The organism is Paenibacillus sp. sgz302191, from assembly GCF_057749925.1.
Genome location: NZ_JBYLHY010000006.1, coordinates 194903 through 219692, shown reverse-complemented (window position 1 = coordinate 219692; position 24790 = coordinate 194903). Strand labels below are relative to the sequence as shown.

Annotated in this window: 18 protein-coding genes; 17 read left to right on the top strand and 1 reads right to left on the bottom strand. The window is 53.6% G+C overall.

Annotated features, from left to right (window positions below):
• Window positions 1–688: 688 nt before the first annotated feature.
• The 4 genes from AC3G2T_RS11245 to AC3G2T_RS11230 are packed head-to-tail and all read left to right on the top strand — an operon-like array spanning window position 689 to window position 7596.
• Window positions 689–2032 (top strand): efflux RND transporter periplasmic adaptor subunit, encoded by a 1344-nt coding sequence (locus AC3G2T_RS11245; RefSeq protein ID WP_488435493.1) that lies wholly within the window; start codon window positions 689–691, stop codon window positions 2030–2032.
• 52 nt (window positions 2033–2084) lie between these two features.
• Window positions 2085–2681, top strand: coding sequence for a TetR/AcrR family transcriptional regulator (locus tag AC3G2T_RS11240; protein ID WP_474684486.1), 597 nt, complete (start codon window positions 2085–2087; stop codon window positions 2679–2681).
• A gap of 33 nt (window positions 2682–2714) precedes the next feature.
• Complete coding sequence (locus AC3G2T_RS11235; protein WP_488435492.1) at window positions 2715–5828, top strand: efflux RND transporter permease subunit; 3114 nt, start codon at window positions 2715–2717, stop codon at window positions 5826–5828.
• 16 nt (window positions 5829–5844) lie between these two features.
• Window positions 5845–7596, top strand: coding sequence for a hypothetical protein (locus AC3G2T_RS11230; RefSeq protein WP_488435491.1), 1752 nt, complete (start codon window positions 5845–5847; stop codon window positions 7594–7596).
• An 80-nt stretch (window positions 7597–7676) separates the two neighbouring features.
• Here AC3G2T_RS11230 and AC3G2T_RS11225 read toward each other — a convergent pair whose 3' ends face one another.
• Window positions 7677–9572 (bottom strand): S8 family peptidase, encoded by a 1896-nt coding sequence (locus tag AC3G2T_RS11225; protein WP_474684483.1) that lies wholly within the window; start codon window positions 9570–9572, stop codon window positions 7677–7679.
• Between the two features lie 165 nt (window positions 9573–9737).
• Here AC3G2T_RS11225 and AC3G2T_RS11220 point away from each other — a divergent pair, with 165 nt between their 5' ends.
• The 13 genes from AC3G2T_RS11220 to AC3G2T_RS11160 all read left to right on the top strand — a co-directional run bounded on the left by AC3G2T_RS11220 (window position 9738) and on the right by AC3G2T_RS11160 (window position 24562).
• Window positions 9738–10238 (top strand): YpuI family protein, encoded by a 501-nt coding sequence (locus AC3G2T_RS11220; protein WP_474684482.1) that lies wholly within the window; start codon window positions 9738–9740, stop codon window positions 10236–10238.
• A gap of 81 nt (window positions 10239–10319) precedes the next feature.
• Window positions 10320–11414: a glycoside hydrolase family 15 protein gene (locus AC3G2T_RS11215; RefSeq protein ID WP_488435490.1), complete on the top strand. Its 1095-nt coding sequence runs from the start codon at window positions 10320–10322 to the stop codon at window positions 11412–11414.
• A gap of 48 nt (window positions 11415–11462) precedes the next feature.
• Entirely contained in the window at window positions 11463–11678 is a 216-nt protein-coding gene (locus AC3G2T_RS11210; protein WP_488435489.1) for a DUF1540 domain-containing protein, read from the top strand.
• A gap of 25 nt (window positions 11679–11703) precedes the next feature.
• On the top strand, window positions 11704–12153 hold the full coding sequence (locus AC3G2T_RS11205; RefSeq protein ID WP_474684479.1) for a hypothetical protein: 450 nt from the start codon (window positions 11704–11706) through the stop codon (window positions 12151–12153).
• A gap of 995 nt (window positions 12154–13148) precedes the next feature.
• The gene (locus tag AC3G2T_RS11200; RefSeq protein ID WP_488435558.1) at window positions 13149–14441 is read left to right on the top strand and encodes a hemolysin family protein; all 1293 of its coding nucleotides are present in this window, start codon (window positions 13149–13151) and stop codon (window positions 14439–14441) included.
• 106 nt (window positions 14442–14547) lie between these two features.
• Entirely contained in the window at window positions 14548–15270 is a 723-nt protein-coding gene (locus AC3G2T_RS11195; RefSeq protein WP_488435488.1) for a lytic transglycosylase domain-containing protein, read from the top strand.
• Window positions 15271–15438: 168 nt separating this feature from the next.
• On the top strand, window positions 15439–16614 hold the full coding sequence (locus tag AC3G2T_RS11190) for a cysteine desulfurase family protein (protein WP_488435487.1): 1176 nt from the start codon (window positions 15439–15441) through the stop codon (window positions 16612–16614).
• Window positions 16614–17819 carry a tRNA uracil 4-sulfurtransferase ThiI gene (thiI, locus tag AC3G2T_RS11185; protein ID WP_488435486.1) on the top strand — a complete coding sequence of 402 codons (1206 nt, stop codon included), beginning with the start codon at window positions 16614–16616 and terminating at the stop codon, window positions 17817–17819. The genes AC3G2T_RS11190 and thiI overlap by 1 nt, the downstream gene beginning before the upstream one ends.
• Window positions 17820–17880: 61 nt before the next feature.
• The gene (locus AC3G2T_RS11180) at window positions 17881–18555 is read left to right on the top strand and encodes a TerC family protein (protein WP_474684475.1); all 675 of its coding nucleotides are present in this window, start codon (window positions 17881–17883) and stop codon (window positions 18553–18555) included.
• A 169-nt stretch (window positions 18556–18724) separates the two neighbouring features.
• A complete protein-coding gene (locus AC3G2T_RS11175) occupies window positions 18725–21148 on the top strand; it encodes a DUF7408 domain-containing protein (RefSeq protein WP_488435485.1) in 2424 nt (807 codons plus the stop codon).
• The gene (locus AC3G2T_RS11170; RefSeq protein ID WP_488435484.1) at window positions 21145–22080 is read left to right on the top strand and encodes an ABC transporter ATP-binding protein; all 936 of its coding nucleotides are present in this window, start codon (window positions 21145–21147) and stop codon (window positions 22078–22080) included. The genes AC3G2T_RS11175 and AC3G2T_RS11170 overlap by 4 nt, the downstream gene beginning before the upstream one ends.
• Window positions 22073–22903, top strand: coding sequence for an ABC transporter permease (locus tag AC3G2T_RS11165; RefSeq protein WP_488435483.1), 831 nt, complete (start codon window positions 22073–22075; stop codon window positions 22901–22903). Before AC3G2T_RS11170 ends, AC3G2T_RS11165 begins: the two co-directional genes overlap by 8 nt.
• A 36-nt stretch (window positions 22904–22939) precedes the next feature.
• Window positions 22940–24562 (top strand): hypothetical protein, encoded by a 1623-nt coding sequence (locus AC3G2T_RS11160; RefSeq protein ID WP_488435482.1) that lies wholly within the window; start codon window positions 22940–22942, stop codon window positions 24560–24562.
• Window positions 24563–24790: the final 228 nt, after the last annotated feature.

Genomic DNA, 24790 nt, shown 5'->3' with positions numbered 1-24790 from the left:
TCGCTGAAAGTGAGCATGGGTCTATGTGTTTGGTGAAAAACCTGCACAATTGCAGGAATTGTTCGCGGCCAGTGATTAAGGACGTAAATTCATGTATTTTTGCAGGTTTTCTTCGTTCAGGCCGGCAGATTATGGTTACCTCCTAGGGGTTTTCAACAGCCTGGAATGTGCAGGTTTTCTTCGTGCAGCCAGGCAAATTGTGAGCTATCGCCTCTGACGCAGGGGGGTTCAACAGCCTGACTTTGCAGGCTTTTTCCGCCTCAATAGAGGTTATTTCGTTTCGCCGATCACCAATTGGTTGAACCCTGGGAGTCTGTCCGACGGAGTTACTTTTGTGCATATTGGGTGAATCATGACTGCATATATTTTACCGTTTACGCTGCATAATTACTGTCATTTTGATTAATCATTTTCCGGTGGATGTTGTTTATCACCCACGGGGTGATTTCTCATTTCGCCGATATCACCAATTGGTTGAACCCTGGGAGTCTGTCCGACGAGTTACTTTTGTGCATACCGGGTGAATCATGACTGCATATATTGCCGCTTACGCTGCATAATTGCTGTCATTTTGCATGTATATACCTTCTACGTGGTTCATCGGACAGACTCCTAGGGCTTAATAAAAAATTTATACGTGCAGGGGGTGTTATTTTTTGAACCTGTATGGTACTATTAGGAAGTCATTATGACTGACATGACAGTCAGTGACTTCAAAGTCATCAAAGAAACGGAGTGTGACGGACATATGCCTTACACAAAAAAAGGGGTTCTCCAGCATCTTCGCGGAAAAGGCGGAGCGATAAAATTGCCGGCCATGCTTGTGGCGGCGGCTTTGGCGCTTTCCGCTTGTTCAAGCGGTTCCGCCCCGTCTGCACCTGCCGCGGCGCAGGCTGCCGAGCAGCTCGTAAAGACGGTCAAAACGATGAAGGCGGCGAAGCAGCCATGGGCCAATCATGTCGAGCAAGTCGCCGACGTGATCCCGTCCTTGCAGTTGGACGTCGTCTTGAAAGTCGACGGGGACGTTATGCAGGTGCTGAAGAAGCGCGGCGAATGGGTGAATAAAGACGATGTCATCCTGGAGCTGGACAAGAAAGACGTTTTGAGGCAAAAGCAAAAGCTTGTCTACAGTAAAAACAGTCTGGAAAGCCAGCTTTCCAAAGCGAAAAAAGATGTGGAAGACAGCAAATTCGAGCTGACGAACAATATTGCTTCCACCAAGGACGCCTTGAACAACTTGGAAAAGGATTACAACACGATCCGCAACAACTATGACACCGGTCAGGCGACCAAAAAAGATAAGGAGCAAATCGAAACCCAGGTCAACAAGCTGCAGCGGGATCTTGAAGTTTTGCAGCGCAAGCTTGATACGCTGGAATCCAGTGATTCTCTGGCGACGATCCAATTCCAGCTTCAGGCCAATGAGGTGGATATGGAGGATGTCGAGCGGAATTTATCTTATTTTGACGTGAAAGCTCCGGCGAGCGGTCTGCTTACCGAAATGCCGATAGAGGAAGGGATGACCTTGCCGCGGGGGCAAAAAGTCGGCGTCATTCAGCAGCAGAAACCGGTCAAGGTGCGTGCGGAGCTGACAGAGGCCAATTTGCAATATGTCCGCGGCAAGCAGGAGCTGACTCTATACATACCTGACGCGCCTTCGAACAAACTGCAAGGAAAAGTCAGCTATCTGGCCAGCACCGCTAACAGCCAGACCAAGACCTACACCCTGGAAGTGGAGGTTGCCAACCAGGACGGATTATTAAAGCCCGGCATGCGCGTGCAGCTGATCGTCGAGGATGGCGCCCAGCAAGAGAGCGTTACAATCCCGGCGTCAAGCGTTTTGCAGCAGGATGGGGAAGCGTACGTATTTGTCGTTGCCGCCACAGGACAAGCGGAAAAACACAAAGTAAGACTCGGCAGAGTCAAGGATTCCGACCAGGAGATTGTTTCCGGGCTCAATGCCGGCGAGCAGGTGATCGTAACCGGCCAGCATCAGGTGCAGGATAAGGAGCAGGTAAAAGCGACAGAATAATGGCTGATATCGGGTGCGGCATCGTATTTTACGCGAGGAGGAACAGATCTATATGAAGGAAAACGAACAGACCAGGCAAAAAATCGTGCAAGCGGCGATTAACATTTTTTTGAAGCTCGGGTACAGCAATACGAAAGTTTCCGATATCGTGAAAGAAGCCGGCGTGGCACAAGGCACTTTTTATTTGTACTTCAAAACGAAAGAGGAGCTTTTCATCATGCTCGTCAAAACGTATACGAAGCAGTTGGAGGACGTCCTCGTTCAATTCCAAAGCACGCAAATCGATAAGGAGTATACAGCCGAAGAAGTTCATCAGCTTTTTTATCAGCTTTTTTACGATCTTCTGATGATTTATTTCGAGAACAAGCTGATCCTCGGGATCGGATGTCACGAAGGCATGAATTTTCCCGAATTGAAAGAAATTATTTTGGGATTCAAGGCGAGTCTGGCGAAAATCATCGTCATGGATTTTTCTCCCGGATCCGAAAATAGCGACCCGGAAATAGAAGAAATGATGGCTTATGCCAGCATCGGGATGTCGATGGAGTTGGCTTATACCTGGTTCAATATACGGAATAGCGGGATCGAGTCCGTCTCCAAGCTGGCCGGTGTTCTTGCCGATATCAGTATGAAAATGTATGAATGCTAACATGCGGGAGCAACCGGAGAAGAGGGTGAGTCTTTGATTACCAAGCTGCTGCAATATCAAAAAATTACGATGCTGTTTTTTATTATGCTTATTTTTGTGGGGGTTGTTAGTTTTTCCACTTTAAACCAGAGAGAGAATCCCGAAATTACCGTTTCGATAGCGACGGTCCAAACGATTTATCCGGGTGCGTCGCCGGAAAAAGTGGAGCAGCTTGTCACAAAGCCGCTTGAAGAAAAAATAAAAGAAATGGAAAACATTCTGAAGCTGAATTCCACTTCGGCGCCCAATGTGTCGCTGATTACCGTGGAATTGAAGCCGGGTGTGAACAACAAGCAAGCCTGGGATACGTTAAGGCAAAAGGTGCAGTCCGCGCAAAGCAAGCTGCCTGCCGAGGCGCACCAGCCCGAGATCGATGACGATTTGGCTAAAACAGCCGCCCAGATCGTTCATCTGGTCGTGGAGCGGCCGGAGGAACTCGAATCACTTCGTTCCATTACGAAAAACTGGAAGGATCAGCTGCGCACCGTGCAGGGGGTCAGCGACGTTGAGATCGTCGGAATTCCCGACAAAGAAGTGAAAGTCATTCTTGACAGCAAAAAGCTTGAAGGCTTTCAGCTTCCTTGGGCGCTTGTCATGCAAGCTTTGCAAAATGCCCATGACCGGACGCCGATCGGCAACGTCAATCAGGATGACCGCCGCGTCTATCTTCAGTTGACCGGGGAGTCGGCTTCGGCAAGCGATATCGGGAATACGATCGTATACCGTTCGGCCGACCAAGGAAACTCCGTTCGAATCAAGGATGTAGCCGAGGTCAAGATGGGAACGAAAAAAGTGGAGGAGCAAGTGTTCCATAACGGTAAGCCTGCGGCCGATATCGTGATTTATGCCGAGAAGGGAATCGATATTCCGACTCTGCAGGACCGCATTGACGCCAAGCTGTCCGACCTGCAGCCCGCACTGCCTTCGCAGGTGAAGATGGAGTCGATGTTTACGCAGAAGGCGAGCGTTACGAAGCTGTTTGCCGATTTGAAGAAAGAGCTGCTGATCGGGATGGCGGCCGTTCTCCTGGTGTGCTCGCTCGGGTTAACCGTAGGCACGGCTCTACTCGTTGCGCTGGCCATACCGATTTCCATCGCGATCGGCTTTATTCCGCTGGGCATGACGTCGATCGACTTGAATCAAATTACGGTCGTATCGCTTGTCATCGTGCTGGGCATTCTCGTCGACGACGCGATTGTTGTCAACGATAATATCGAGCGCAGGCAGATGCTCGGCGATTCGCCGCACACAGCGGCGCTGGAAGGCAGCAAGGACGTAGCAATCTCGATTCTTACGGCTACGCTCGCGACGGCGGCCGCGTTCTTCCCGCTGTTTTTCCTGAAAGGCAACATCGGGGATTTCATTCGTCCGATCCCGGTCGTCATCAGCTTGACATTGGCCGCTTCCATGGCGATGTCGCTGACGATCATTCCGATTTTTCGCAAATGGATCGGGCTGCGGCGCCTTCGTACAAAAGGCGCAGCCACTGCGGCCAAGCATCCGGGACTCTTGGGCGGCACTTTGCAGCGCTTAAGCGAATTGTATGAAAAGCAAATTCGCCGCCTGCTGAAAAAGCCGGTGCTGACAGCGTCTGTAGCGCTTGTCATCGGCACGGCAAGCTACGGCCTGCTGCCGCTGCTCGGCGTTCAGTATTTTCCGAGTGCGGAGCGGGAAGAGTTTTTGCTCGATGTCAAGATGCCGGTGAGCAGCACTTATGAGCAGACCGCCGACATGATGAAAAATTTGTCCGACTGGGTTCAGCAGCAGGACGGCGTCAGCCTCGTGTCCGCTTATGCCGGACGGACCTCGCCCAAGTTCTATTACTCGGAAACCGTCTCCACAGGCACGAGAACCGGCCAATTGTTCATCAAAATTGACGAAAAACGTGTACATACGAGCGAGCTCGTTACGAAATGGCGTCAACAGCTCAAGCAGTTGTACCCGGACATCGAGATTTTGCCGAGGGAGCTGGAGCAAGGCCCACCTGTGGGTGCGCCGATCGCGCTGCGCATCAGCGGCCCGGATTTGGCTCAGCTTTCTTCTCTCTCCAAAGATATTCAGACTATTCTGAAGGGAATACCGGGTACGACGAACGTTTCCGATGATGTCGGCGCCGATACGAATACGATCGATTTGCAGCTTGATAAGGATAAGGCGCTGTTCTACGGCGTAACCGAGAAAGATTTGACGGCTACCTCGCGTCTGGCGTCCGAAGGCATTGAGACGACGAAGCTGCAGGTGGACAATGAACAAATCGACGTTACGTTATACAGCGGTTCCGATCAGGCAAGCAGCTTGAAACAGGTTGAGGCGCTGATGATACCGTCGCAAACGGGGCAGCTTTACCCGATCAAAACATTTGTCGGCTTCGAGCCTGATCATATGATTTCTTCGATTCAACATCACAACATGGTAAGAACGATTACGGTGAGATCCTATACGGAAGGGCGTTTGCCGGCCGAAATCCTTACCGATCTGCAGGGGAAAATCAACCAGCTTCAAATGCCGAGTAATTATACGATCGAGTACGGCGGCGAAAACGAGGAGCGCAACGATGCGTTCATTTCCATCGGCAAGCTGTCGATTGTCGTTCTGCTGCTAATTTACATTATCATTGCCATGCAGTTCTATTCTTTATCCATTCCGGTTTTGATCCTGTCAACCGTCTATTTGGCCATGGGCGGCGCATTGATCGGCTTGTTCGTGACCGGCGCGCCGATCGGATTTATGGCACTCATGGGATTCGTCAGCTTGGCGGGCATCGTTGTCCGCAACGGAATCGTGCTTATCGAATTCATTGAGCATGCGCGGCACGAAGGCGTGGAGCTGTACGATGCGATCGCGGAGTCCGGCCGGGCGAGACTGCGGCCCATTCTGCTTACGTCCGCTACCGCTATCGGCGGTTTGCTGCCGATGGCGATCATGGGCGGCAGCTTATGGCGGCCTATGGCCGTGGCGATCATCTCGGGACTCATCTTTTCCACGCTGCTTACACTGATTATCGTTCCGACGATGTATTTGAAGCTGGCCCAGTGGAGAGACAAAAGGAAAAACCGGACTGCCCGCAGCGCCAACCTGTCAGATAAAAGCCATACCATTCAAATGTAGGGAGGGCGTTCCAGCCATGATGAAGCATGTTAAAAAAATAACCGCCGTACTGGCGCTGTCCGTTTCGCTGGCTCTGCTTGGAACGGCAGGCTTACCCGCCAAAGCTGAGGAAGGGCGGCCTGCTGCCGAGGAGACGGCTGTATCCTACTCGCTGACCGATGTTCTGCGGGTGGAAATCAAGGGAGTATTGAACGAAAAAATCACGGGAGGCGTTCAATTGGGCGCCGTCATCCGCATCATCAATGACAGCGGCGAGATTGTCCGTATTCCCGATCACGAGCTTCGCATACTGGCGACCGAAGGCACGGAATACACGCTTGCTCCGAGCAGCACGAACGCCGGTGCCGTACAGCCGCAATCGAAGGAAGAGCTCACATATATGAAAACGATCGACCGCAAAACGGAGATTCAGCCGGATCGGCTGCTGATCGTTGACGTAGACCGTGAAGTATACCCGAAAAAAGAGACGGTGCTGGCTGCGGCCCCGATCGCTTCGGTCAGCTGGAACGGGCGTCTGGCGGAGATCAAAGACCCTTCCGCGATCAAGAAGTGGGGCGAAGCTTTTCGGATACCGACACTGGATTCCCCCCTGCTGTATACACCTGTAAACTATACGCGGAGCTATACCGAACAAGGGACGGAGAATGTCATCAAGCTGTTGGTCGATAATCCTTCGGATCGAACAGAAACGATACCTTCCTTCGAGCTGGACGGTAGAAATGCGCAGCAAGTTTATCCGGGCAAAAGAGTGGACGAAGCCGTTCTGACCGTCGGACCGAAGAAAAAACGGTTTATCTACTACGCCATCCCTACGGATATGAGCATGGACACTACCCTCAGCAGCATCAATGTGCTTGCCGTGGAGCAGTTCAACCGGACGGGGCCGCAGGGGCAGTCCGCCGCCGTTCCTTTTTCCATCGGCAAACTGAATATTGCGCTGGGGGATGGCAAGGCAAGCGCAGCACCGGCGCAGACCGCAGCATATAAGCTGAATACGCCGATCGTGTTTGACAGCTGGAACGAGTATATACAGCCCAATTTGGACGTAACGGCAGTGGATTTTCACATAAGCGAGAACACGGGCGATCCGTATAAGACGGCCATGATCAAATTCAAATTGTTCAACCGGGGAGATCGTCCGCTGCCCATACCGGCTTTCCAGACCGAGCTTGAGACGAAGGCGAACAAACAGTATTCGGGTGTGAGGCAAAATTCGGATATGAAGCAATTGCCGCCGGGAACCGCGACCGTGTTCAGCTATGCGTTTGTCATGCCGACAACGGAGAAGAGCGAAGCGTTCACGTTAAAGCTGCTTGACGACAAATCGGCCGCTCCGTACAAAACCGCAATCGCAGCGCTTCATGTGCAGGCGTCCGACGGGGAAGACCGCAGCCAAATGTCTTTTTATCCGTATTCGGTCAAAGTGAACACTTGGTCGCTCATTCCGACTTTATCGCCGACCCCAACGCAATCCATAGCTTACAGCTACAAGCTTGATCTGGATTTGGACGTAAAGCTGGATGAGCAGGTTATAGTGGACAACAGCTTTTCCAAAATGAAGGTGGAGCTTGTCGATGCGCTGGGCAGAACATTGGGGCAAAAGTATTTTGCCCTTACCGGCAAAGAACGGCTGGTGTCAGGGCTGCAAAGGCTCTCTTTCAACGATTTGACGACGGATCAGGTCGAAAATAAATTGACTATCCGCATATATGAAGCTATTGAAACTCCTACCGGAGAAGCCAAAAGGTTCATTGTCGAATTGAAATAACGGCAGGGCGCCGGTATAGGCAAAACGCCATCTTCCGGGGATTGCGAAAAGGCACCCCGCGAACATGGCGTTTTGATTATTCATTTCACGTATTTTTGGCGGATCGATTCCATTGCCCGCCAAAAGTTGTTATGCGGCCAGTCACTTTGGGCGGTTTTGGTCGTTTGGGCGGTGGCGGCTTTTACCGCTCGAACGACGTCGATCAGCCCGAAGCCGAAATATTTATCCCTGCCCGGAGTACCGAGGTCGCGGGCCGTTTTTCTCATCAAATCGTACACTTCCGTATTTTTCAGTGCCGGATTGGCCGACCGGATCAGCGCCGCCAATGCTGTGACGTGGGGGCTGGCCATCGACGTTCCGGACAAGGCGGCATACTGATTGCCCGGGTACGTGCTGGCGATGTTGACGCCGGGCGCCGCGACATCGATATAATCGCCGTAGTTGGAGAAAGGCGCTTTTCTGTTTTTCGAATCGGTCGCGGCTACGGCGAATACTTCCTGATAAGCGGCTGGATACCCGGGCTTTTCAGTATTGTCGTTGCCGCTCGCGGCGATCATAACGACATCTTTATCGAACGCGTACTTGATCGCATCGTGCAGAAATTGCGAATCCGCGTAGTTGCCCAGGCTCAAATTCATTACTTTCGCGCCGTGATCGGCCGCCCAAATAATGCCCTGCGCGACGGAGTAGGTGCTGCCGGCTCCTGACTGATCCAATACTTTTACCGGCATTACGTTGTTGTACCAGGTCATTCCTGCTACGCCCATATTGTTGTTGACCAAAGCGGAGATGACGCCCGCCACATGGGTGCCGTGGCCGACATCGTCCTGCGGCGAATCGCTGCCGCTGATGACGTTATAGCCCGGCAGCAGCCGGCCCTTGAGATCGGGATGCTTCAAATCGACGCCCGTGTCCACGACAGCGACAACGATATCTTTGGCGCCGCGGCTGAGCTGCCAGCCCTGCACGGTTTCAACGGACGGCAGATTCCATTGATATTCCCTGTACAAATCGTCGTTAGGCACAAAATCGGCTTTGATCGCCGCCGGTTTGTTCGCGCTCGTTTGCTCCGGATTTTGGAACGGGCCGTATAGTTCATTGGTTAAATATAAAAAATGCGGCTCAGCATAAGCGACATCCCACTTTTGAAAATAACCCATCAACTGCTTCGCTTCCATGCCGCCGGCGTTAAAAATGTACGTATAGCCGACTTTTCGCACGCTATCGGTTCCGATTTCCGCTTTGATTTGAGCAATCTGAGCATCTGTCGGTTCTTTTTTAAAACGGACGACGACCTCATTTTGATGGTAATGGCTCGTGCCCTGGTTGTCTTCCGGATGATTGACGACTTTGTCACGCAGCGTGTCCGTATCGACAGATTCGACTTTCCACCGGTTTTCCGCGGGATACGGCACCAGACGCAAATTTTTCCGCTGATGGTCGGCGACTTGATGGAGGATGTCCTGGTGAATGACGCCGACGACCGAACCGGTGCCGCTCTTGGCTGGAACGCCCAGTACAAAAAACGACTGATGGCCTTGGCCGAACTGCGGCGATTGGTATCGATTGCCTGCGTCGGCAGCAGCTTTGGCCGCTTTCAAATAGGCTCCGGCCTGATCCCGGTAATCCGCTTGAAGATCGCCGATCTTAACGCCGCGCTCCAGCGGCTCGTTTTTCCTTGACCAATACAGCACGTCCATTTTTTCATGGTCCATTTTCATTTGCCGGAACACTTGTTCCGCAGGCTGGCCGCTTTCAATTTGCTGCGCCATCCGGTCGTAATCAAGCGAGCACTGGCTTCGGCACAAATCATCGGTCAGCTTGACGTCCTGCGCCAAAAGCGTTTGCTTGCTGTTCGTTTCATATTTGACGCTGTTTACCTCCGGCCCCGGCTTGGTGCCCTTGTTCGGCCTGTCCGCGAGTATGAAAATGCCTACCCCCAGCACAACAAGAAACGCGCATACATAACGCCACATGAAGGCTTTCCTCCTTAATAATCGTTTGAGTCCGCTTCTTAGGATAGGGTTGTGCTGAGAGGAATGTTTTATGCATCCCTGTCCCATCGAGGTTTTTACATATACCTTTTCGTGCAAGTTTATGGTAGGATAGGAGTAATGCAATTAGAGGAGGTCAAACACGTAATGGCTGTTTTTAATGTAAAAAATGTTTGCGATTCAACCCGTACGAAATTAAAAGAAGCGACTGCCAAAATGGAACTGTTCCTGAATAATCACTCCCTTCAGCAGCTAAATGTGGAAAACGATCCGGCCATGGATGAATTTTACCGCGGTTATTTGCAGGACACCCGCCACCTGCTTGTATTTTGCGAAGTCGCTTACGAAAAGCTGGGCGTATGCTTGCGCCGTCCGACATTCAATGTTGATTTTTCGGAGAAAGTACTCTACGAAGTGTATCATACATGCGTAAATACATTTTTCTATCCCAAAAACGAGTGCTATTCCGAAGATGGCCGTTACGCTTATACGGGCCAGGATGCAATTCGTTTCCGCAAAAAGCCTGCCCGCGAAGTGCGCGATCTGACGATCGAGCTGTCCAAGGTGTTCGAGGAGCTTCGGGAAGATTTGTCCTATTATGAAACGGACTACATCACCCAGCGCCGCATGCAAGGCGAAAAAGTATAATCGTTTGCAGTTGGAAAATACTAACCGGAGATGCGACTTTCGTGCGCATCTTTTTTCGTTTAAAAGAGGGAGCGTATGCCTATGAATCGCGAGCAACTTATCCAGTCCAGCATCACGGTCATCAAGCTGAATCAGCATCCCCGCGGAGGCTACGCGGCATCGCCGCTTTTTTCGCATTATGCGTACAGTTGGCTCCGGGACGGTTCTTTTATCGCCTATTCGATGGATCTCAGGGGCGAGAGCGAAAGCGCGGAGCAGTTCTACAGGTGGGTGCACGCCGTTCTGAAGGATAAACGGGACAAAGTGGATCAATTGATTCGCAAGCACGAGCAAAAAAATTGGATCGACCGCAGCGAGTTTTTGGGCACCCGGTATCATTTGGACGGCAGAGACGACGATTCGGAGTGGGGACATTTTCAACTGGACGGCTACGGCACCTGGCTTTGGGGGCTTGCGGAACATGTACGTATAAGCGGAAACCGCCGATTGCTTGAGGAGCTTCGGGCGAGCATAGAAATTACCGTCGATTACTTAATGACGTTTTGGCATTATCCCAACTTCGATTGCTGGGAGGAGTTCCCGGATTACGTGCATCCGTCGACGCTGGCTTGCGTCTATGGCGGACTGCGGGCTTTAGGGGAGCTCGAGGACAGACCTGCGCTGATCGAGAAAGCGGCGTTCATCCGCCAATTTCTGGTTGAGCATGCGGTTATGGACGGCCGATTTGTTAAATCTATTCAATGCATAGACGAAGTTTGGCAGCCCGTTCAGCCGGAGGTCGATGCCAGTCTTCTGTGGCTGGCTGTGCCTTTCGGCGTCTTCGCCCCGGACGATCCCCGCATGGCTAACACCGTTCAGACGATTGAGCGCCAGCTCAAGCACGGAGGCATCCAGCGGTATGAGGCGGATACGTACTATGGGGGTGGGGAATGGATTTTGCTGACGGCTTGGTACGGTTTGGTTAAAGCCGAGCTTGGCGACCGGGACGAGGCGCAGCGCTGCCTGGACTGGATCGCAGCGAAGGCGGATGCGCTCGGCAGGCTTCCCGAACAGGTGCCGGATGCGCTGCGCAGCCCGGACAAGTATGAGGAATGGCTCCAAAAATGGGGAGAGCCGGCTCTGCCGCTGCTGTGGTCGCACGCGATGTTTCTGGTGCTATCTGACAAGCTCCCGTAAGCATAGATCCCCCTTGCAGCGGGCAAATTGTTACTGGGGGTGATCATAATGCCGGATGTAAAATGTTCAGTTGCCAATTGCGAATATTGGGCGCAAGGAAACAACTGCAATGCTAACACGATTATGATTGATGTGGATCAGCATGCGAAGGCTGATTACAACGCCGAGTTTGCCGGGGATGCCTTTGGCCAAGGCCACAAGGACACTGCGGCGAATGTGGCCAACACATGCTGCCATACGTTTACAGCGAAGAAAAGCCGTTGATGCTCTAAAATAAGCGGAGGCTGACATGACAACTGAAGATAACCGTTATCCGGATCCGGCAGCCAAGGCGCGCTTTCAGCAGGAACAGCTGAGAATGGAGGGCGGACTGGACAGCGGCAATGAGGAATACGCCGCTGAGATCGCACCGCATCCGCAGGCGAGAAGCATTCCGTATGCCGGTCCTTCCGGCAAGCCGGAGGATCAGGTGCAGCAGCCCGTTCAATCCGAGGCCGGAGAAGATGAGGAAGTCCAAGAAATGGTCGAAGCGGTTACCCGCAGCAAGGCTCTAGGCTATACCGCACTTTTGATTTCCATCGTTTCCTTATTTCTATGGCCTGTCGTGCTCGGCTTTGTCGGAGCCGCTTTGGGTGTTTTCGCCTTTTTCCGCGGCACGAAAGCGCTCGGTACTTGGTCGATTGTTTTAGGATTGGTTGCTATTGCCGCCTATTTTTTGCTGGTTCCTTTTTATTCGTAAAACGCGACAGAGTGCCGAGATGTTCTCGGCACTCTGTCGCGTTTGTGGGCGATTAGGTTTTCGTAGCGCAAGTGAAAGACTATCGCAGCCGTTCTCCCTCAACCCGTGCCTCTTGCACGCCACCGCGCGCAGCTCCTGGCGCGCGCGGTGTTGCGCTGCATTGACGGCGGTCGGTCGACCAACATGTTGCAGTGCTGATGTGGGGGCCCGAAAGGCAGCTTGGCAGGGAGAAAGCCTGCGAAAGTGCAGGTTTTTTTGAGGAAATGGTTCATTTGAGGGAAAAGCCTGCGATTATGCAGGAATTTTCCGTGAAAATGAATCTGAGCCTATGTTCGCAGCGAAAAGCCTGCACAATTGCAGGAATATTCGTTTTCAGCGTATTAGCCATGCAAAAAACTGTATTTTTGCAGGTTTTCTTCACGCAACCAGGTAGATTGTGCAACCTGCCCTGGCATGTGGGTTTCCGGGCAGCGTGATATTTGCAGGAATGATTCGTTGCAAACGCATCAACGAGGAAAAAGCTGCTGCACGAGCTCGGGCCCATTTTACTCTTTTTCGCACCGTACCCAGTTCCCAGCGCGCGATGTTGCGCTGCATGATGGCGGTTGGTCAACCACATGAATTTTTTGCATGCTGCCAACGATTCGCTTAAGCCCTGCCGCGAGCGCAGGTTTTCGATGATGACAAGCCGAATTCGGCTTGTTGTTTATTTTTTTTCGAAAAAAACGTGTATTTCCGACTGAAAAAACGTTTATCGGGGGATCAGCTACTTCCTGACGATCAAATTAATAGGTATGCTCCCGAATGCTCGTACTTTTTGGCATCAGGAGTCATAAACGAACCTTTGATTGATTAGAGTATTATTATATAATGAAAAGTAATATTTCAAATTGACTTCAAAAGGGAGGTGCACCTATTCTTCTCGACTGCATCAAGAGGAGATAGGTAAGGTATTGGAAGATCCTTTACCGGCAACGTTACTTAGTTTTGCATTAATGATTTTTTTGGTTTTATTGAATGGTTTTTTTGTAGCGGCGGAGTTTGCAATGGTTAAAGTAAGGGGCAGCCGGATCGAATCGCTCGCTGAAGACGGGAACCGGAATGCCAAATTTGCCAGAGGAATTATTAATAATCTTGACGCGTACTTGTCGGCTTGTCAGCTCGGAATTACATTGACTTCGCTCGGACTCGGTTATGTCGGTGAACCGACATTTGCCAAAATATTGGAGCCGCTGCTGAGCCCGCTTAATTTGCCGGATTCGGTTTTCCACACGATTACATTTGTCATAGCTTTCTCGCTCATGACTACGTTGCATATTACGCTTGGCGAGCAATTCCCGAAAACGTATGCCATCCGGAAAGCGGAAGACGTGACTTTGCTGGCCTCCGGGCCGATGATCGTGTTTTACAAATTGATGTATCCTTTCATTTGGATGCTGAACGGAATTTCCAACTGGATGCTGCGCCGCGCCGGCATTGAACCGACGACCGAACACGAATCGGCGCACACTGAGGAAGAAATCCGCGTATTGATGAAAGAGAGCCACAAAAACGGACTCATCGATAATACAGAGCTTACGCTTGTTGACAATATATTTGAATTCGCTGAAACTACGGCCAAAGAAATTATGATTCCGCGAACGGAAATGGAGTGCTTGTACGCAGGCTTGTCATTTTCGGAAAATTTGGCGGTAGCCATCAAAGAGATGCGGACCCGTTATCCGGTATGCGATCCCGATAAAGACAACATTATCGGCTTCGTGCACATCAAGGATTTGCTGAAGCCTGACGCGAATTTGAAAGGAATTAAAAAAATTATTCGTCCGATCACAACCGTGCCGGATTCCATCCAAATCAGCGATCTGCTTAAAATGATGCAAAAGCGGAAAAGTCAAATGGCGCTGCTGATCGACGAATACGGCGGTACATCCGGGCTTGTGACGCTTGAGGATATTATGGAGGAAATCGTCGGCGAAATCCAAGACGAGTTCGATGAGGAACGCGCGTCGATCGAAGTCAAGGATGAGCAGACGTTCTCCATCGACGGGCTTTTGCTGATTGATGAAGTGAACGACTATTTCGGCGTTGAAATCGAATCCGACGACTACGATACGATCGGCGGCTGGATTTATTCGCAGATCGAAATTCCGCCGAGCAAAAATCAGCAGGTTGTTTACAACGACGAGTTGCTTTTCATTGTCGAGGAAATCGATCATTTGCGTATTTCCAGAGTGATGGTGCGAAAAATAACGATGCAGGATGAACTGCTGCAGCAAAACATTTCATGATAGAAATAAGGAAATAAGGAATAGCCCACGGGCTGTTCTTTTTTTTGCATCCGAAAAAAAGGATAGTCGTTAGGGCACAAAACGTGTACAATGGGAATAGCAATGTATGGAAATGAGGGTTATGATGAACAGCATTGATCCCAGAGTAATGAAGGAACTGCTTCAGCTGCAAATGCTGAACAAAATGGCGCTGATTTCAGGCGATTCCAGTACATCCGCCGCCGACGATTCCTCCGATTTTGGCGCATTGCTGGAAACGATTATAGGACAAGCCCCGGGCGCGCAAGCCATGCAGCCGTTATCGGCATGGGCAGGCAATCAGGCAGGGGCGATGAACGGTGTCCCCGCTTCGTTAAGCGCTTTGGCGAAATCGTATTATCCACCGCGCATATCGGAATCCGGGCATGTATCCCAATCCCAGTTCGACGAGCTCATTCAGGAAGCAAGCAGTCGCTACGGCGTAGATCCGGCGCTTGTAAAAGGCGTTATCCAGCAGGAATCCGCCTTCAACCACCGGGCCGTATCTTCGGCAGGGGCTAAGGGACTGATGCAGCTGATGGACGGAACCGGAAGCGAGTACGGTGTGACGAATGCATTCGATCCAAGGCAAAACGTCGATGCAGGCACCCGTTTCCTGCGCGATTTGTTGAACAAATACAAAGGCAACGAAGGCGTTGCTTTGGCCGCCTACAATGCCGGGCCTGGCCGGGTAGACCGGGTCGGGATCCGTTCGGATCTGGATCTGGCGGACAAGCTGCATTTGCTGCCTATGGAAACGCAGGCTTACGTGGGTAAAGTGCTCGGTTACAAGAAAAGCTATTCGCAGTAAATACATATGGTCGAAAAGGCCGATGCCCGCTTCTGGCGCGGGGGTCGGCCTTTTTGCCGTTTCCGTTTGAGGAGACGGCTGAACGCGAAGCGCACTTGAGTTATAAAGCGATTTAAGCTTTAATGATAAAGGAATGTCAATGCTCAGCAGGAAAGGGAATTATCATCTATGCTTTATCTCGATTATGCGGCCACAACGCCGCCATATGAAGAAGTCATCGCCGCCGTAACCGAAGTGATGAGCCGGTACTACGGGAATCCTTCGTCGATCCACGGGCTCGGCTTTCAGGCGGACAAACTTTTGCAAGAGTCGAAAGAAGTCATCGCCGCCGCGATCGGCGTTTCACCCGGTGAAATCATTTGCACATCGTGCGGTACGGAAAGCAATAATCTGGCTATAAAAGGGACCGCCTACCAGTATCGGCAGCGGGGAAACCATCTCATTACGACGCAAATCGAGCATCCGTCGGTCAGGGAAACATTTCGCCAACTGGAGGAAAGCGGCTTCCGCGTCACCTATTTGCCTGTCGACGCCGCAGGCACGGTCAGTCTGGAGGCGCTGCGGGAAGCCGTGTGCGACGAGACGATTTTGGTCAGCGTCATGCATGTGAATAACGAAATCGGCACGATTCAGCCTATTGCGGAAATCGGGAAATACCTTGCCGGCTTCCCGAAAATCGTATTCCATGTCGATGCCGTGCAGGGCATCGCCAAGCTCCCGTTCAAGCCGCGCGAACTGGGCGTGGACCTTTGCAGCGCATCCGCGCACAAATTCAGAGGCCCCAAAGGCGCGGGCTTTCTTTACTGCAGGGAAGGGCTGAAACTGCAGCCCTTGCTTGCCGGCGGAGGCCAGGAGCGCGGCTTCCGCTCCGGCACCGAGAACGTTCCGCTGATCGTCGGCATGGCGAAAGCGCTCAGGCTATCGATGGAACGCCTGGAGCAAAAAACAGCGCATTGCTATGAGCTGAGAAGCCGCATCGCCGGCGCAATTGCAGCGATTCCCGAGCTTACGCTCAGCGGCTCCGCCGATCCCGAAGCGATGGCTCCGCACATCGTTCATTTTGCTTTTCCAGGCATGAAAGCGGAGGTCGTGGTGCATGCTTTGGAACAAAGGCGCATTTACATATCGACGAAATCGGCGTGCGCTTCAGGGCAGGAGGAACCGAGCCAGGTGATGCTGGCGACCGGCTGCGGCAGAGAGAAGGCGCTCAGCGGGCTCAGAATTAGCTACGGCGCGGAATTGACGGCAGCTGAGGCCGACCGCTTTATTGCCGAGCTGCAGGCTGTCGTCAAGCAGTTGACGCCGACGATCAAGCGGCGGGTTTCCGGAAGGGGGAGACGATAGTGAAACCGGATTGCATGATTTTACGGCTCGGAGAACTTACGCTCAAAGGACGCAACCGTAAAAAATTCGAAAAAAGTGTTTTACAGCAAATACGCAAAGTTTTGGCCGATTTTTCCAATTTGAGGTATATTCCCGAGTATGGGCGCGTATATGTGGAGCTAGGAGAAGCATCCTATCAAGAGGCGGCCGTCCGGCTTCAACGTGTTTTCGGACTAGCCTCGTTCAGTCCGGCTTATCACGCTCCGCTGGAGCTGGAGGCGATTCAGGAGCTGGCGCTGAAAATGATGAAGGCGCTGCCCATGCAGCCGGCTACTTTTAAAGTCAGCGTGCGCAGAGTGAACAAAGCGTTCCCTTACGATTCGCAGCGGATGAACTATTTGGTAGGCGGCTATGTGCTTCAAGCTTGTCCCGGGTTAAAAGTCGACGTGCATCATCCGGAAACGGAGCTGCGGATCGAGCTGCGCGAGGAACAGGCGCTGCTGTATGCAGAAGTTACGGAAGGCGCCGGCGGATTTCCGTTAGGCACGAGCGGCAGGGCACTGCTTCTTCTGTCCGGCGGCATCGACAGCCCCGTAGCAGGCTGGCTAGCGATGCGCAAAGGACTGGACATCGAAGCGATCCATTTTCACAGCTATCCGTACACAAGCGAACGGGCCAAAGAGAAAGTTATTGAGCTTGCGCGGCAGTTGTCCGGCTACACAAATTCCATCAAGCTTCATCTCGTGCCGTTCACCGAAGTTCAAACCTCCATTCACGGCGCATACCGCGACAATTTGCTGGTCACCTTGATCCGCCGCGCGATGTACCGGATTGCCGAGCAAATTGCGGAAAGGGAAGGAATCGCCGCGCTGGTGACGGGCGAGAGCCTTGGCCAGGTCGCCAGCCAGACGCTGCCGAGCCTGAATGCCATCGGGCGCGTAGTAACGCTGCCGATTTTGCAGCCTGTCATGATGATGGACAAGAAGGAAATTATCCGAATCGCCGAAGCGATCGGCACGTTTCCCATCTCGATACTGCCATACGAAGATTGTTGCAGTTTGTTTTTGCCGCCTTCGCCGAGCACGAATCCGAACGTTCGGATCGTGGAAAAGATCGAGGGCGCCATGGAATTTTTGCCGGCATTGATCGAACAAGCTGTTCGGGAAACGGAAACGGTCAACATCGTTCACGATCGAAAAACCGGTTCCGGGCACCATTTGTTCTAGCCCGAACGGATCGCTGCCAGCCGGGGGCTTGCCAAAAGATAAGGGGCGGAGGTAATGAATCGTGTGGGATCAGCTTTGGTTGTTTTTGCAAATTATGCTCATCAATATCGTGTTGAGCGGGGACAATGCAGTCGTCATCGCGTTAGCGAGCAAAAATCTTCCGCTCAGGCAGCGCAAGCAGGCGATCTGGTGGGGAGCGTTCGGCGCGATCGGGCTGCGGCTGATCCTGACGCTGATTGCCGTCAGCGTTTTGAACATCCCGTACATTCAAGCGGGCGGTTCGATTTTGCTGCTGTGGATCGCCATCAAACTGCTCACGGACGATGACAGCCACGCCAATATCAAGGAAGCTTCCACACTCGGCAAAGCGGTCTGGACGATCATCGTCGCCGATTTTGTCATGAGCCTTGACAATGTGCTGGCGATTGCCGCCAAGGGACAAGGCAATATGACCGTCATTATACTCGGCATCGGACTGAGCATTCCGATCATCATTTGGGGGAGCAGCCTGGTTATGAATTTGCTGCACAAATACCCGATTCTCGTTTATATCGGGGCGGGGGTTCTCGGTTATACAGCCGGGGAAATGTTCGTCAAGGACCCCAAAATGATCGATCTGGTGCTGTATCACTATGAATACTTGCACACCGTGATTCCGATCGCCACCACGATCGTCGTCATTGGGGCGGGGCTCGTCGTCAAATGGACCCGTTCGCTGCAAACGGCAAGCAAATAACAATCTCAACCGCCCGGCTGACCCATTCTAGGGAAGCAGGGCGGTTCTTTTTAACCTTCATAGCCAAGTCTGTCACATAAATATTACATTTTCCCTGGCCTTTTTGAAACTTTTTGGTAATGATCTCGTCTCTAATGGTATATGCGTGCAAAAGAAGGGAGTTCACAGGGTGAAATCAAGGATCGGGAAATTATCGTTTTTTCTAAAAATGTGTACGGCGTGGTTCGTCTTGCTGGGCTTGCTCGGGCAAACGCTGCCAGGGTTTGCCGGTGCGGCCGGAGCGGAGGAAGCCCGAATCGGGATTCAGGCGGAACCCGGCTTCGGGGCTTCCAATGTGAAGCTGAGGAAGTGGACGCCGGTCAAATTTACGCTGCATAATCCGGGGGCGGACGTATCCGGCGATCTTGCCGTGCAGGTCGTCAATCCGGGCGAAGGCAAGGACAACACTTTTGTCAGCCATGTAGAGCTTCCGAAAGGAAGCACAAAGACAGTTACACTGCTGCTGCCTGGCGGTGAATATGCAAAAGGCAACAATACCGTTGCGTTTTACCGCGATTCGATCCAAAAAGGCAAAGCGGTTTCGTTGGAAGGAACAGCTTACCTGGAGACGTTCAGCATTCCGGCGGACACGGTTCAAGTAGGGGTGCTAGCCCGGGATGCGGATACGATGAACTTCCTGGCCGTTTTGAGCCAATCCGGCAACAAAGTCAACGTACTGCATCTGAAAGAGGCGGATATTCCTGCTTCAGCGCTCGGATTGGACGGAATCGAAGTACTCGTCTTGAACGATTTTGCTTCCGATACGTTATCCGCAGAGCAAATTCAGGCGATCAAGACATGGGTGCAGCGCGGGGGCAGGCTCATTCTGGCCGGCGGCGCAGGCTATCCCAAAACGGCCGCTCCGTTTGCCGATGCCGCTCCTGTGGCTTATCAGGGAACGGCGAGCGTTCAGGAACTCCCGCAGTTGGCCAAGCTGGCGGAGAAAGAGCTCGCGCTGCCGCAGCCTTTTACCCTATCCAAGGCCCAGCTTGTTCAGGGCGCGGAAACGATCGCCGCCGAAGGAGACGTGCCGGTGTATGCAAGCAAGGCGTTGGGCAGCGGCAAAATCGTGTACGCAGCATACGACTTGTCTCTGAACCCGCTTGCTTCGTGGAACGGGAATCCCGGCTTGTGGAGAATTTTACTGAAAGAGCCGTTCGATGAAATGAACAAATACAGAACGAATCAAAACCGGTACGGACCTGATCCTTATTGGGATCTGAACCGGGCGTTGGAATATTTTCCGGCCCTGAAGCCGCCGAAATTGACGGCATTGACATGGACGCTTCTGTTGTATGCGGTTGTCGTCGGACCGCTGCTTTATTGGCTCTTGCGACGGGTGGACCGGCGGGAATGGGCCTGGGTCGCGATCCCTGCCCTTGCGATCGTGACGAGCATAGGCATTTTCCAGTTCGGGGCGGCGAACCGCGGCAGCATGCTGGCGCAAGCTTTAAATATCGTGGAGCTTGACGGGAACGGATCGGGCATCAAGGCATCGAACGTCTCGGTCTTTTTGCCGAAAGGCGGCAGTCTGGACATGCAATTCCCGGGAGGCGCGCAAGTTGCACCTATTATGCAGGACAATTTCAACAGCAGCCAGCAAATAACCGGCAGGAGCGAGCTGACCATTCGTCAGGACAATGATGCCGCCCGCGTCAGGATACAGGACATTCCTTACTCATCGGTAAGCAAAATGAAAGTCTACGACGAAGCGCCTCTTGCGGCCGGCAAGTTCGAATATTCATTTACCGACCTGTCGGCGGGTTCGGCTAAAGGCAAAATCACGAATCACACTAAAAAGGACCTGACGGACGTGGTCTTATTGATGAACCAATCTGTGGTAAAAATCGGCGAGTTGAAAGCCGGCGCCACGGCAAGCTTCGATACGGCCGGCGGTACCGGAATTTCGTTCGGGCCGGACGTTGCAAACGTGATTTTTACGTCCCCGGCGGCGGGGGGAGCGGATACCGGCTTCCGGCAGCGCTCGCTGCTGAACGGCTATTTGCATAACCGGCAAAACGTATCCGGCGGCTTTGAGCCGATGATTGCCGGATGGGTAACGGAACAGCAGCCGATCGCTTTGGGAGGCGGAAAAAGCTTGCCGTCCGAACAGCTGTCGCTGATTGTCCAACATATCAAGATGAGCTTCGTGACGCCGGAAGGGCAAATCGTGATCCCGGGCACGGCGTTAGTGCCGGATATCATCGACAACAATATGCAAACGGGCCTTTTCAATTTCCAAAGCGGTCCTTATATCCAACTGGGCACCGGAGACTTTACATTGGACTACAAGCTGCCGCAAATCGAGAGGGCCTCTTACACGCTCATGAGCATGCAGCTCGAACCGAACAGCGGGGCAACCCTGGAGTTGTGGAATGCAGCATCTCAAAAGTGGGAAACTCTCGATGCGCAGAAGTCCTTGAATTGGGATGCGGAGAAGCTTGCGCCATATATTTTGGAAGGGAAATCGATCCGCATGAAAGCTACCTCAACGCAAAATCATACAACGTTCCGCATTCCCTCCATATCGCTTGAAGGGAAGGTGAAACCATGATCGAGATTACGAATTTGACGAAAAAATACGGCAGCTTTACCGCATTGGAATCGCTCTCGATGGAGATCGGCAAAGGGACGGTATTCGGTTTCGTCGGGCCGAACGGAGCGGGCAAATCGACGACGATGTCGATTTTGGCTACCTTGCTCAGTCCGACTTCCGGCACTGCCAAAGTAGGCGGCTTCGATGTAACGGAAAGGCCGAAAGAAGTGCGCAAGCTGATCGGCTATATGCCGGATTTTTTCGGCGTGTACGATAACTTCAAGACTACCGAATATTTGGATTTTTACGGCGCCAGCTACGGAATTCCCAGAGCCGAGCGCTTGAAGCTTATTCCGCAGCTGCTGGATCTCGTCAATTTAACGGATAAGGCCGACTTTTACGTCGATTCCTTATCCCGCGGCATGAAGCAGCGGCTTTGTTTGGCGAGATGTCTCGTGCACCAGCCGGAAGTGCTCATTCTCGACGAGCCCGCTTCCGGCCTCGATCCGCGAGCGCGCATCGAAATGCGGGAAATTTTGAAAGAGCTGAAGGTTATGGGCAAAACGATCATTATCTCCTCGCATATTTTGCCCGAGCTGGCCGAGATGGTCGATGAAATCGGCGTAATCGAATACGGCAAGCTGATCGCCAAAGGAAAAGTCGCGGACATTCAAAACCGGATGAAGGCCAATCGCGTCCTTCACGTGCGCGTGCTGAACAGGGCCGAAGAGGCGGCGGTTTTTTTGGAGCGGCAGCCGCATGTTACGATGGTTTTCAGCGATGAAAAAGGAATTCACGTTCATTTTGGCGGCACGGACGCCGATCAGGCGGAAATGCTCGTTCAATTGGTGGGGCAGGGATACCAGGTGCTGTCTTTCAGCGAAGCGATGACGAATCTGGAAGACGTGTTCCTTGAAATTACGAAAGGAGGCGGAGCTCACGATGAGTAGGATCAACTGGATCAATCCGGTCATGGAAAAAGAATTTCGGCTGCGTATGCGCACATTCCGCTCTCCGCTCTCCATTTTTATTTATTTGCTGGCTATCGGCGCGCTCGCGTTGGGTTTCGCTTATATTAACACGGTCGGCATGTCGGATGGGGTGCTCAGCACGTCGAAAAGCAGTGAGCTGTTTTATTTTCTGAGCGGCGCGCAGTTGGTGCTGATATCCTTTATGACACCCGGTTTGACTGCCGGAATCATAAGCGGCGAGAGGGAGAAGCAGACGCTGAACATGCTGCTTACGACGCAGCAGAGCTCGGCGACGATCATTTTGAGCAAGCTGTTTTCTTCGATCAGCTTTATGCTGTTGACTGTGCTGGCTTCGATGCCGCTGTACAGCATCGTGTTTTTATACGGGGGCGTTTCGCCCTGGCAGCTGCTTTGGGTGTTCGTCTTTTATGTGTTCGTGATGATCGCTCTAGGCGCGGTAGGCGTGTTTTTCTCCACCATGTTCAAGAAGACGGTCATCGCAGTCATTGCTGCGTACGGCTTTGTGCTGTTTATTTTCGGCTTTACCGCGCTTGCCGGCATCTTTTTCGGGCAGCTGTCCGGGCGGGGGATGAACGAGGAGGTGCTGGGCTACTTTTTAAGCTTGAATCCGATGCCGGTGCTGCTCAGCCTGATGATTCCTGATGTCGCGAAGTCGGTGTTCGGCGGTCATACCTGGCTGCAAATGTGGCATATTTTCGTCGCCGTTTACACATGCATTTCCGTGCTTGCGCTCTGGCTCAGCATCCGTTATTTACGACCGATCATGAAGACGAAAAAATAAATCGGCAAACTTTATGAGCGGGAAGGAGGCGCAGTTGTGAAAGATTCGACCTTGCAGGAGGTGCTCCGGCCTGTGCGGCAGCGCTTGTGGAAAGCGCAGGGGCTCCGCTGCCTGATGCTTAGCTTGCTTGCGGGACTGGCCGCAGCCGTGGCGTGGATGATGATCGCGCGTTTCTTCCCCATCCCCGGGTATCGCTGGGGCGTGCCGCTGGCGCTCGCGGCAGCGCTTGCCGTCGGCGCCGCTCTGCTGTACGTCCGCCGTCCGGATGACGATTCGGCCGCCCGCTGGATGGATCGCAACGGCATGGAGGACCGGATGTCGACAACGCTCAGGTACAGCGGCCAGACGACGGTATTCGCTGTGCTGCAGCGCGAGGATGCGATCGAACGGGGCGGCATTTTTGTGCGGGATGAGCTGGATAAAACCGTACGCCTTCGCGTGGACCGCAAATTAGCGGCCGCCACATCCGCATGTGCTCTTGCGTTAGCCGTGCTGTTCGCCGTTCCTAACGGTGCAGACGACGTTCTCAGGGACAGACAGAAGCAGCAGGCTTGGCTCGACGAACAAAAGCAAAACGTGCAGGAACTGGTCAAACAATGGGAAGCAAAACCGTCCCGGCTTCCGGCTGCCAAGGACATGCTCGAAGCGTTGAAAGATTTGGAGAACAAGCTGGGTCAAAAGCAAGTTCCCCCGGAAGCTCTGCAAGCGATGGAGCAGGCGATGAAACAAATCGAGTCGGGGCTGGCGCAATTGGAAAAGCAGCGGCAGCAGACCGAGCAGTTGGCCGAGTCGCTGCAGCGCACGGAGGCGCTTCACAAGCTGGGCGAGGAGCTGCAAAAGGGCGCTGCCGCAGGCGTCAAGGAAGCGGCCGGCAAGCTCGGCGAGCAGGTGGCGGCGATGACGCCGCAGCAGAAGGAGCAGCTCGCCGCAGAGCTGGAGCGGCTCGCCCAATCGGCGCCGCCCGGGGCGGCGGAGCAGCAGCTTCGCGAGCAGCTCAGGCAGGCCGCCTCCGCGCTGCGCAGCGGCGGCGGGGCCGAGGCCGCGCTCGCCGAGCTCGGAGCGGGGCTCGCTGACGCGGCCGCCGCGCAGGAAGCGCTCGCGCAGCAGCAAGCGCTGGCCGCCGAGGCCGGCGCCCGGCTCGCCGCCGGGGCGCTGCCGCAGGCCCGCGAGCTTGCCGCCGCAGGCGCGCAGCCCGGCCAGGCGTGGGCCCCCGGCGGCCTCGCGGAGCGGCTTGCCGCGAGCGGCACCGCCACAGCGGGCGCCGGCTCGCCGCCGGCCGCGGCAGGCGGTGCGGCCCCGGGCAGCGCCGGTGCAGGCACCGCGCCCGGTGGCGGCGCATCCGCCGGAGCGGCGGGCAGCGGCGGAGCCGGCGGCTCGCAAGGCGGCGTCGGCGCGGGCTCGCGCGGGCTCGTCGCAACGCCGCGCGAGCGCTCGGGCACCGGCGGCACGTACGCCGACGGCGGGCCCGTAAGCGGCCGCGGCGGCGAAGTGAGCCAAGGCGGTGCCGCGCCGGGCCTGGACGGGGCATCGCGCCCGTACGAGGACGTATACGCCGATTACGCGGCGGAAGCGGCGCAATCGCTGAACCGCTCGGAGCTGCCGCAAAATATGCAAAACCTGGTGCGCGACTACTTTTTGGACATTCAACCGCAGCGTTGATTTTAATGGGAATCCCTAATGCACGGTTTTGCCGCAGCCGTGTGAAGCTTCATAGGCTGGCGCAGCCGTTCATGACCGAGTTGGGAAGCGAGACCATCAGATCCAGCACACGGTCAGGCTTGCCCGAAAGGGCTGCATAACGTGCAGACGACGTTTGGTCTACTCCCTGCCGTACGGCGCCGCAACGTTGGCCGGACAGCAGGGAGGGGATGAGGCGGCTTGACAGGC

Excerpts from the sequence above, each read along its gene's own strand:
- AC3G2T_RS11245 (WP_488435493.1), top strand. The coding sequence starts at position 689 with ATGACTGACATGACAGTCAGTGACTTCAAAGTCATCAAAGAAACGGAG.
- AC3G2T_RS11240 (WP_474684486.1), top strand. The coding sequence starts at position 2,085 with ATGAAGGAAAACGAACAGACCAGGCAAAAAATCGTGCAAGCGGCGATT.
- AC3G2T_RS11230 (WP_488435491.1), top strand. The coding sequence starts at position 5,845 with ATGATGAAGCATGTTAAAAAAATAACCGCCGTACTGGCGCTGTCCGTT.
- AC3G2T_RS11225 (WP_474684483.1), bottom strand. The coding sequence starts at position 9,572 with ATGTGGCGTTATGTATGCGCGTTTCTTGTTGTGCTGGGGGTAGGCATT.
- AC3G2T_RS11220 (WP_474684482.1), top strand. The coding sequence starts at position 9,738 with ATGGCTGTTTTTAATGTAAAAAATGTTTGCGATTCAACCCGTACGAAA.
- AC3G2T_RS11215 (WP_488435490.1), top strand. The coding sequence starts at position 10,320 with ATGAATCGCGAGCAACTTATCCAGTCCAGCATCACGGTCATCAAGCTG.
- AC3G2T_RS11210 (WP_488435489.1), top strand. The coding sequence starts at position 11,463 with ATGCCGGATGTAAAATGTTCAGTTGCCAATTGCGAATATTGGGCGCAA.
- AC3G2T_RS11205 (WP_474684479.1), top strand. The coding sequence starts at position 11,704 with ATGACAACTGAAGATAACCGTTATCCGGATCCGGCAGCCAAGGCGCGC.
- AC3G2T_RS11200 (WP_488435558.1), top strand. The coding sequence starts at position 13,149 with ATGATTTTTTTGGTTTTATTGAATGGTTTTTTTGTAGCGGCGGAGTTT.
- AC3G2T_RS11195 (WP_488435488.1), top strand. The coding sequence starts at position 14,548 with ATGGAAATGAGGGTTATGATGAACAGCATTGATCCCAGAGTAATGAAG.
- AC3G2T_RS11190 (WP_488435487.1), top strand. The coding sequence starts at position 15,439 with ATGCTTTATCTCGATTATGCGGCCACAACGCCGCCATATGAAGAAGTC.
- AC3G2T_RS11170 (WP_488435484.1), top strand. The coding sequence starts at position 21,145 with ATGATCGAGATTACGAATTTGACGAAAAAATACGGCAGCTTTACCGCA.
- AC3G2T_RS11165 (WP_488435483.1), top strand. The coding sequence starts at position 22,073 with ATGAGTAGGATCAACTGGATCAATCCGGTCATGGAAAAAGAATTTCGG.